General features: G+C 43.4%; 10 protein-coding genes. 7 read left to right on the top strand and 3 right to left on the bottom strand.

Annotated features, from left to right (window positions below; all coding sequences use genetic code 11):
- Positions 1–65 precede the first annotated feature (65 nt).
- The 4 genes from ybeY to OSCI_RS12220 all read left to right on the top strand — a co-directional run bounded on the left by ybeY (position 66) and on the right by OSCI_RS12220 (position 2,764).
- Positions 66–599 (top strand): rRNA maturation RNase YbeY, encoded by a 534-nt coding sequence (gene ybeY / locus OSCI_RS12235; RefSeq protein ID WP_007355268.1) that lies wholly within the window; start codon positions 66–68, stop codon positions 597–599.
- Between the two features lie 178 nt (positions 600–777).
- The gene (locus OSCI_RS12230) at positions 778–1,284 is read left to right on the top strand and encodes a diacylglycerol kinase family protein (protein ID WP_007355267.1); all 507 of its coding nucleotides are present in this window, start codon (positions 778–780) and stop codon (positions 1,282–1,284) included.
- 29 nt (positions 1,285–1,313) lie between these two features.
- Positions 1,314–1,907 carry an anthranilate synthase component II gene (locus tag OSCI_RS12225; protein WP_007355266.1) on the top strand — a complete coding sequence of 198 codons (594 nt, stop codon included), beginning with the start codon at positions 1,314–1,316 and terminating at the stop codon, positions 1,905–1,907.
- A gap of 80 nt (positions 1,908–1,987) precedes the next feature.
- Entirely contained in the window at positions 1,988–2,764 is a 777-nt protein-coding gene (locus OSCI_RS12220) for an MBL fold metallo-hydrolase (RefSeq protein WP_007355265.1), read from the top strand.
- A gap of 145 nt (positions 2,765–2,909) precedes the next feature.
- Here the strand turns inward: OSCI_RS12220 and OSCI_RS12215 are convergent, their stop codons facing one another.
- Positions 2,910–3,179 carry a GlsB/YeaQ/YmgE family stress response membrane protein gene (locus OSCI_RS12215; RefSeq protein ID WP_007355264.1) on the bottom strand — a complete coding sequence of 90 codons (270 nt, stop codon included), beginning with the start codon at positions 3,177–3,179 and terminating at the stop codon, positions 2,910–2,912.
- A gap of 275 nt (positions 3,180–3,454) precedes the next feature.
- On the opposite strand from OSCI_RS12215, the gene OSCI_RS12210 reads away from it, so the two are divergent.
- Entirely contained in the window at positions 3,455–4,645 is a 1,191-nt protein-coding gene (locus OSCI_RS12210) for a tetratricopeptide repeat protein (protein ID WP_007355263.1), read from the top strand.
- Between the two features lie 111 nt (positions 4,646–4,756).
- Here OSCI_RS12210 and tnpA read toward each other — a convergent pair whose 3' ends face one another.
- The gene (tnpA, locus tag OSCI_RS12205) at positions 4,757–5,164 is read right to left on the bottom strand and encodes an IS200/IS605 family transposase (RefSeq protein ID WP_007355262.1); all 408 of its coding nucleotides are present in this window, start codon (positions 5,162–5,164) and stop codon (positions 4,757–4,759) included.
- Between the two features lie 77 nt (positions 5,165–5,241).
- Between tnpA and OSCI_RS12200 the strand changes: the two genes are divergently transcribed.
- Positions 5,242–6,570, top strand: coding sequence for an RNA-guided endonuclease InsQ/TnpB family protein (locus tag OSCI_RS12200; RefSeq protein WP_007355261.1), 1,329 nt, complete (start codon positions 5,242–5,244; stop codon positions 6,568–6,570).
- Positions 6,571–6,624: 54 nt separating this feature from the next.
- Here the strand turns inward: OSCI_RS12200 and OSCI_RS12195 are convergent, their stop codons facing one another.
- Positions 6,625–7,350 carry a carbonic anhydrase gene (locus tag OSCI_RS12195; protein WP_007355260.1) on the bottom strand — a complete coding sequence of 242 codons (726 nt, stop codon included), beginning with the start codon at positions 7,348–7,350 and terminating at the stop codon, positions 6,625–6,627.
- Between the two features lie 380 nt (positions 7,351–7,730).
- Between OSCI_RS12195 and OSCI_RS12190 the strand changes: the two genes are divergently transcribed.
- Positions 7,731–8,939 (top strand): serine hydrolase, encoded by a 1,209-nt coding sequence (locus OSCI_RS12190; RefSeq protein ID WP_007355259.1) that lies wholly within the window; start codon positions 7,731–7,733, stop codon positions 8,937–8,939.

Genomic DNA, 8,939 nt, shown 5'->3' with positions numbered 1-8,939 from the left:
AGTTACCAGTTAACAGTTAACAGTTAACAGTTAACAGTTAACCAACATTACAGGAGTGCCAAAAAATGGAAATCGAGGTGAGCGTACAGGACTATTTCTGGGAAGCTAACGAATCAACTTCAGCGACAATTAGCCCTAAGAGTATCGCCGAGGGACAGATTCACCCAGAAACCTGGGAAACCTGGTTTCAGACATGGCTAGAAACCCTTTCCCCAGACATTGGGCCAGTTCCCAGTTGCGAACTCAGCCTCCGCCTCACAGGAGACCCTGAAATGCAAACCCTCAACAGCCAATATCGGCAGCAAAATCAACCGACCGATGTACTAGCTTTTGCCGCTTTAGAGGTAAACTGTCCTCATCCCCAAGAAATGGTAGCATCCATGCCCCTGTATTTGGGTGATATAGTAATTTCGGTCGATACAGCTCACCGCCAAGCCCAGCAGCAACACCATCCCTTAACAACGGAGCTCGCATGGCTAGCGGCTCACGGTTTCTTGCATCTTTTGGGCTGGGATCACCCGGATGAAGATAGTTTGAATAGTATGCTCAATCAACAAGAAATATTGCTTAAAACGATTGGTCTTACCGTTCAAACATAAACGATTTCAATTATATAAGATTGGTGGGCGATGAGTTAACTTTCATCATAACAAAGTCAAAAATAACTTTCTGAAATCACACCCAAAAATCAACAAAAACAGGAAAGCTACGAGACTAAATTAAGCCAATCTTCAAGGTCTTGGGAACACTCATCTCTATCACTTAAGTTTGCCATTTATGAAATTAAATGAGTCGTCAATCTCCTCGGAGCGTGCAGAATTTATCCCCGATTCAGACTCTTCAACCCAAAGCCTGAAAGCGTGTACTAAAGCAGTGAAACATAACCGGGAACTATCCTGGCAAGTTGCCTCCAGTTTAGCAATTAGTTTTAAATTCGCCTGGGCGGGCCTAAGTTATGCTTTTGAAACTCAGCGGAATTTTCGCATTCACACTGTCATTGGCACCTTAGCAATTGTTTTAAGTATCTTTTTGCATCTAAAACCAGTAGAAATATCCGTAATTGGCTTAACAATCGGTTTAGTTTTAGCCCTAGAATTGCTAAATACCGCCATAGAATCAGTGGTAGACTTAACAGTTCAGCAAACCTACCACGACCTAGCTAGAATAGCGAAAGATTGTGCTGCTGGATCTGTGTTAGTTTCAGCAATGGTCTCTGCTCTCGTCGCAGCTACCCTGTTGCTGCCTCCTTTATTAGCCCTAATTCAACCAGTAATTAGCCATTAGACAACAGCTTATTTATAGGAGTATAGCCCTTGATTATAGTCATCGATAACTACGACAGCTTCACCTATAATTTGGTGCAGTATTTAGGAGAATTGGGGGCAGATTTACCTGTAGCCGCCCAAGTGCAAGTCTACCGTAACGACCAAATCTCTATAGAAGAAATTCGCCAGTTGCAGCCAGCAGCAATTGTGATTTCTCCAGGGCCAGGACGACCAGAAGATGCCGGAATTTCTCTAGAATTGATTAAAGAATTAGGGTCAACCATGCCCATTTTAGGAGTTTGCCTCGGTCATCAAAGTATCGGTCAAGTTTTTGGGGGCAATATTGTTTCTGCACCCACTTTAATGCACGGTAAAACTTCTCCGGTTCTGCACGCAGGGATAGGAGTTTTTGAGGGGGTAGAATCGCCCTTAACTGCCACCCGCTACCACAGCCTAGTAATTGAACGAGAAAGTTGTCCAGAGGTTTTGGAAATTACAGCTTGGGTGGAAGATGGTACGATTATGGGCGTGCGTCATCGCCAATACCCGCATATCGAGGGAGTTCAATTTCACCCTGAAAGTGTATTGACAACTTCGGGGAAGCAATTGCTACGAAATTTCTTGGCAAGGCTTCAAAATTAATCGGGTTTTAATCCCACCAAGGTGAATGTAAGAGATGATATTCGGTCAAATTAAACGGGTTTAAATAGATAGGAAGAAAGATGAAACGGCGACAATTAATGCGTTACGCACAGACAAGTTTACTAGCAGCTTTAGCAACTACCTTACCTTCAGGATGGCAAAGCTATCAAGCACAAACCAGCAATGGTTTGTCCGTGCAATGGTTAGGGCATACTTGCTTTTTATTCACTGGCGACGGTCTAAAAGTGCTGGTAAATCCATTCCGTCCAATCGGTTGTACGGCGGGATACCGCGCTCCCAATGTGGCTACAGATTTAATTCTGATTAGCAGCAGATTATTAGATGAAGGCGCGATCGAGGGATTTTCAAATAATCCGGGACTCCTTTACGAACCGGGAGTTTTTCAGTTTAATGGGATGCGGATTGAGGGTATTAATACACAGAAAGATCGCGAAGGGGGACGGCGTTTTGGGATGAATGTGGCTTGGATGTGGAAGCAGGCGGGTGTCAAAATTCTACACTTGGGGGGAATTGCCGGACAAATTGAAATTGAACAACAAATCTTGCTCGGACGGCCAGATTTGCTGTTAATTCCTGTGGGAGGCGGCCCCAAGGCTTATACTCCTGAAGAGGCGAAAAAAACTGTGGAACTTCTGAAACCCAAAATGGTGATTCCCACTCATTACAAAACCCCAGCAGCGGATGCAGCGGCCTGCGATTTGGTATCGCTAGATGACTTTTTAGCGCTAATGAGTGGCACTCCTGTGCGCCGCATAGATCGGGATACGATCGCGCTTAAACCTGCTGATTTACCTGATAATGGGTCGGTAATTGAAGTTTTAAGTTACAGGTTTTAAGGGTTACTATACTTGTCTGTGCTAAATGGTGGCGATCGCGATCTCCTCCATACAAGTTACCCACTAGCAATTAACAATTAACAATCCTCTCTGAGCCTGTCGAGAGGATTGTTAAAATCATCTATTTTTAGTTAAACTTAACTTATTACGCAGCACGCTGAGTTAACAAACCCCAGATGAACAGCAGCACGACTGCACCGATGACTGCAAATGCTACACTAGGGATGGTCAAAGCTCCGTAGGATGCACCCGCGCTAGTTCCTAAAAGGACTTGACCAAGATAACCGCCAGCTAGAGCACCCAAAATTCCTAAAACAGTTGTTGCTAGAAAGCCGCCGCCTTGATGACCTGGATAAATGGCTTTGGCGATCGCGCCAGCAATTAAACCTAATACAATCCAAGCAATAATTCCCATTTCTTTTTCTCCTGACCGTTCAATTTTTATTCTTTTTCTTTGCCTTATGTTCTAAGAATAACAATTGCGGCTGTATATTCTCCTCTACCATTGGGAGGAATCTGATGGGTTAGAAATTTGACCGAAAATCAGAGCTTTGAGGCTTTTTAATCTCTAAAAACAGTCAGAAATAATTTTTTATATGTCGAAAGTTGTAAGTAGAGGCTTTCCTAAGCTGTCAAATTTAGCTCTAAAATTACAACGACCCGTTTTAAGTCAAGAAAATTAGGTGGCAGATGGATCTAAGCTTGTGCATGATTGTCAAAAATGAGGAAATGGCGCTACCCCTGGCGCTAAGCAGCGTTAAAGAGGTTGTGGATGAAATTGTGGTGGTGGATACGGGTTCGAGCGATCGCACCCCGGAAATCGCTAGAAGATTCGGCGCGCGGGTTTATAGCTTTGAATGGTGTCACGACTTTGCGGCGGCGCGAAATCACTCTCTCCAGTATGCTCGTGGTGAGTGGATTTTGGTGTTGGATGCTGATGAAGTGCTGGCTTCGGAGATTGTCCCACACCTGAAGCAGGCGATTAAGAGCGATCGCCACTTGCTAATTAATCTGATCCGCCAAGAAATCGGTGCAGTACAATCTCCTTACTCCTTGGTGTCGCGCTTATTCCGCAACCATCCCAAGATCCGCTTTTCTCGACCTTATCATGCAATGGTAGATGACAGCGTTGGGGAGATTATGACCTGGGAACTGCAATGGAAAATAGGTTCTCTCCCTGGCGTGGCGATTTTACACTCTGGATATCAAGCTGGTGCGATCGCTGCTAAAGGTAAACTTCAAAAAGCTCGGGAAGCGATGGAAAGTTATATCGCTCAACATCCAAATGACCCCTATGTATGCAGCAAGTTAGGTGCTTTGTACGTGGAAATTGGGGAAGTTCAGCGAGGGATAGCACTATTAAAACGAGGCTTGACCGCGATCTCTATAGATACTTATGTACTCTATGAACTGCACTATCATCTAGCCATTGCCTATCGTCAACAACAACAGTTTGACAAAGCAAAGGAACATTATCAAACCGCACTTAAATTAGAGATTTTACCTCAGTTAAAATTGGGAGCTTACAATAATTTAGCCAATTTACTCAAGGATGAGGGCAATCTGGGTGGTGCAAAAAGTCTTTACGAGATGACTTTGCAAATTGACCCCAATTTTGTTGCTGGTTATTATAATTTGGGCATGACACTGAAAGCTCAGGGAAAATTAGAGGCTGCGATCGCGACTTATCAGCAAGCGATCGCTCTCAATCCTGACTCTGCGGAAGCTTACCAAAATTTGGGCGTTGTTTTCCTCAAAGTTGGGAATGTGGCGGAAAGTGTAGCGGCGTTTAAGAAAGCGATCGCGCTTCATGACGAACACAGCAACCCTATAGAAGCTGAACGGCTGCGCGGGGGATTGCGAGAAATGGGTTTGATGTAATCGCGATCGCCTAGATGCACTCATAAAAACAGTTCGGCAAGCGGGAAACTCAGAGTCTTTAGACCTGAGAGGTAAGCGGCACGGGCGGTTTTAACCGCCGTGAATCTTTCTTTAATTGGCGGCATGGTGTGGATCTTCAATATATTTCTTAACCACTTCACTACTAATATTACCTGCGGTACTTACAAAATAGCTACTCGTCCACAAACTAGGTAACTTTAGTAAATGTGGAAACTCTTTTCTCAGGTAATTACTCGACCTTCCTTTAAAAGCTTTGACCACTAATGCCGGAGTGTCTGTGGGTTTAACCGCTACAAATAAATGCACATGATCTGGCGCGACCTCCAAAGCCAAAATGTCCCAACCTTTCTCTATCGCCAAATCTAAAAATATCTGACGGGTTCTAGTTGCTACATTATCCACTAAAACTGGGCGGCGACGCTTAGGGATAAACACAAAATGGTAATTCAGCAGGAACTTAACGTGGTTATGGGTTTTATATTCCGGCAGGGGCAGCATAAAATATTTGTAGACACGACTTGACATATCGACTATACCGTGTGATGCTAATTAATAGCAATATAAGTTATAAAAACATGGCTAAAGCTAGAAGTAAAACGCCCAAAAAACCGAAAGTACCGTTAGGAGTTCAGCAAAATTTAATTAGTCCAAGTCAGCAATTGAAAGCTGTTCTTGAGTTTATCTGCTCTGAGTCAAACAAGCTCCATAATTGCGCCACTTATTATGCCCGACAAATCTGGTTTAAGTCCCATAAGTATGTGACAAGTTTTGACCTTGTAAAAAACCTTACCAAAAATGCACACTTTTCGGCACTTCCTTCTGATGCCGCAACGCAAACCTGTCTCTCAGTTGGAGAGTCGATTAGCGCATTTGCAAAATTAAGAGAACTATGGCGCAATGGCGAACTTGAAAATAAACCCAAGCCACCCAACTATCGGAAGCCAGGATACCAATTAGTTGCCTATCCCAAACGGGCATTAAAACTGATTGACGGACAAATTAGATTTCCTCTGGGTCTGCGTGTTAATGCTTGGTTCGGATTGAAAGAGTTTTTCCTACCGATGCCATCCAACCTTGATTTTGAAAATCTCAGAGAGGTACGAATACTGCCCAGAAATGGCTGCTTTTATGCTGAGTTTGTTTATCCAGTTGTGGTTAAAAAACCTATTTTAGATCCCGCTAAATGTTTGGGTCTGGATCACGGCTTAAATAATTGGTTAACAGGGGTTAGCAATGTCGGGACAAGTTTTATTGTTGATGGCAAGCACTTAAAATCTATCAACCAATGGTACAACAAGCAAGTTGCTAAGCAAATGACCGATAAACCCAATGGCTTCTGGTCTAAACGTTTAGCGGCAATGACTGAAAAGCGGAACCGACAAATGCGAGATGCGGTTAACAAAGCGGCTCGCATAGTAATTCAACATTGTTTAGATAACAGTATCGGCACTTTGGTTTTTGGTTGGAACAAAGGACAAAAGTCTGGAATAGATTTAGGCAATAAGACTAATCAGAATTTTGTACAAATCCCTACCGCTAGACTCAAAGCCAGAATAGAACAACTATGCAAGTTGTATGGTATTCGGTTTGAGGAAACTGAAGAAAGTTACACCAGTAAAGCTAGTTTTTTAGACGCTGACGCGCTACCTAATTTTGGTGAAAAACCCGTAGGCGAAGCCACTCTGAAAGAGTTAGGGTGGAAGGCATCTGGAAAAAGAGTTAAGCGTGGATTGTATCGTACTTCTGAGGGTGTTGAAATCAACGCCGATTGTAACGGCGCGGCTAATATTTTAAGAAAAGTAGCGGTGAAGCTTGGGCTAGACCTAAGTGGAATCAGTAGAGGCGGTTTGTGCTCGCCTTTGAAGTCTAGATTTTGGACTATTCAAGAATCTCAGCGGCTTTAGCCCTGAGAGTATCAATAAAGTTAATGCTACGATCTAGGAATTGTGCGACCAAGGTCAGTAAATTATCTCTACCTTGGCTGTATCCAAATCATAGCGCGCACCTACAATTTTTAGTTTACCAGTCTTCACCGCTTCCCCTAAAATCGATGAGGTAACTTTTAACTTATCCACACTCATTTTGATATTAGCTCTGACGAGGTTATCTAACTTATCCCCCGACTGATTTTGTACTTGCTCTAAAGCTGGTTTAATAGCTGCTACCACAGTGCCAATATTGCCAGGAACAGAATGACCCTCTAAAGTTGCTTTAACAGCACCACACCGTTCGTGACCGAGTACCAATATCAGTGGAACCCCTAATTCTGCTACCGAATATTCAATGCTACCGATGATAGTATTGTCAGTGACATTGCCCGCTACTCGCACATCAAATATATCGCCCAATCCTCGATCGAAAAGTAGTTCGGGAGGAACCCGCGAATCCGAACATCCGAGAATGGTCGCAAATGGATGTTGACTGTGTGCAACCTCTGAAATTCGCGCCTGATTTTGGTCGGGAAAAATCCGTTTTTGCTGAATATAGCGCTGATTCCCTTCCATCAATTTTTTGAGCGCTTGATCTGCCATTATACTGGGAGCCACCTCTTTTGGATTTATTTCTGCGATCGCACTTTGAGATTTCAAGAGGTGCGGCCAAAGGCTGGCTGCCATTGCGCTCGCACCACCGAGCAGAATTAAATTTCTCCGGGACATCTTGCCTATTTTTCTGGCTTCTGTCATTGTTTTATAATTTAGAGCGAGTGTTGATATCGATCGATTATAAGCTCTACAATAAGACTCAGCACTAAATCTTTATTTTTCTTTATAAGCCACACTCCACAGATTATAAAAGTAGATTTAATAGCGCTCCCAGTCCTCAAAAACCATCCAACACTAGCGGCAAACATTTAAAGGTTTTCTCAGGCTATAATCTACTTTGATTGAACTCATTTTCTCGCTACTTTTTAACTCGCTCGTAGAGTCAGACGCACGATTTAGTAATAATTACAACAATAATACCTTTGCTCTGGCTATTGACGCGACAACTCATAACAGATTTTCCTGCCAAATTGCTCACATTAGGGTAAAGTAAAAGGCGGATTGGATACTATACTACTCTGATGCAGATAGAGAAGCTACCCCGCCAAATCAACCCCCGTCGCCAAAACCAAAGGCGTTCAGTTAAACCACGCCGCCGAACTCCTGCCAAATCCTCTCGGTTAAAATATGGCAATATCCTCTCCCTAACCGCCGCCGCGATCGCGATCGCTTGGATAGTGACAATTCCCTTCAGAAGTCATCGTGTCGCAGAACCGCCAATTGTCTCTCAACCCCCTACTATATCGCCGCTACCAGTTCAGGGAACTTCCAATCCGCCTTCAAACCAAAGCGATCGCACCTTCAGCTACAACGTCAAAATACCCCCAAACCAAATTTACAGCCAAGAATTACAAGTCATCGTTGACGAACTTGTAAACATCGCCACCAGCAAAAAACTACCTACAGCCTCCCTATCCATTACCTTAATTGATGTCAGCAATTCCAACGCCCACACCTTTGCCGGCTATCAAAATCAAACACCTAGATTTCCCGCTAGTGTAGCCAAATTATTTTGGATGGCAGGTTTTTATGGAGCCCTAGAAAAAGGTCTGATCCAAAAAGATGAATCCTCTTTTACTTCCGACCTCAAGCAAATGATACAGGTATCCAATAACGATGCTGCTAGCCGGATTCTAGACACCATCACGGACACAGAATCAGGGGGAGAACTTAGCGGTCAAAAATTGCAAACTTGGCTAAAAAAACGTCAACAAATCAATGCTTTTTTCCAAGCAGCAGGATACGAAGGTATTAAACTCACCACCAAAAATTATCCGATCTACTATTTAGGTCAAGAAGGGCCAAAAGGACGCGAGTTACAACTGCGGAGTAACTCCCCCAAACCCATTCGGAATCAGGTGACAACAGATCAAGCTGCAAGGCTTTTATACGAAATTTATACAAGACAAGCCGTTTCTCCACTTGCTAGCCGCAAAATGGCTTACTTATTAACTAGAGACTTAAATCCTAAAGCTTGGAAAAACGATCCTAGTAACTCTATAAAAGGATTTTTAGGCGAATCTTTGCCAACTAAAATTTACTTTGGTTCTAAAGTTGGTTACACTTCCGGTTCCCGCCAAGAAGCCGCATTTATTAGAACCTTAGACGATCGAGCTATCTATATTTTAGTGATTTTTGCTGACGATCCAGCCTATGCAAGAAATGAGACAATATTTCCACAAATGTCACGTCACGTTTTCGAGCGCTTGAATGCTCGCGGGCCTAAATAG

This window comes from Kamptonema sp. PCC 6506, from assembly GCF_000180455.1.
Lineage (GTDB): Bacteria > Cyanobacteriota > Cyanobacteriia > Cyanobacteriales > Microcoleaceae > Kamptonema > Kamptonema formosum.
This window is presented reverse-complemented; position numbering and strand designations above follow the sequence as displayed.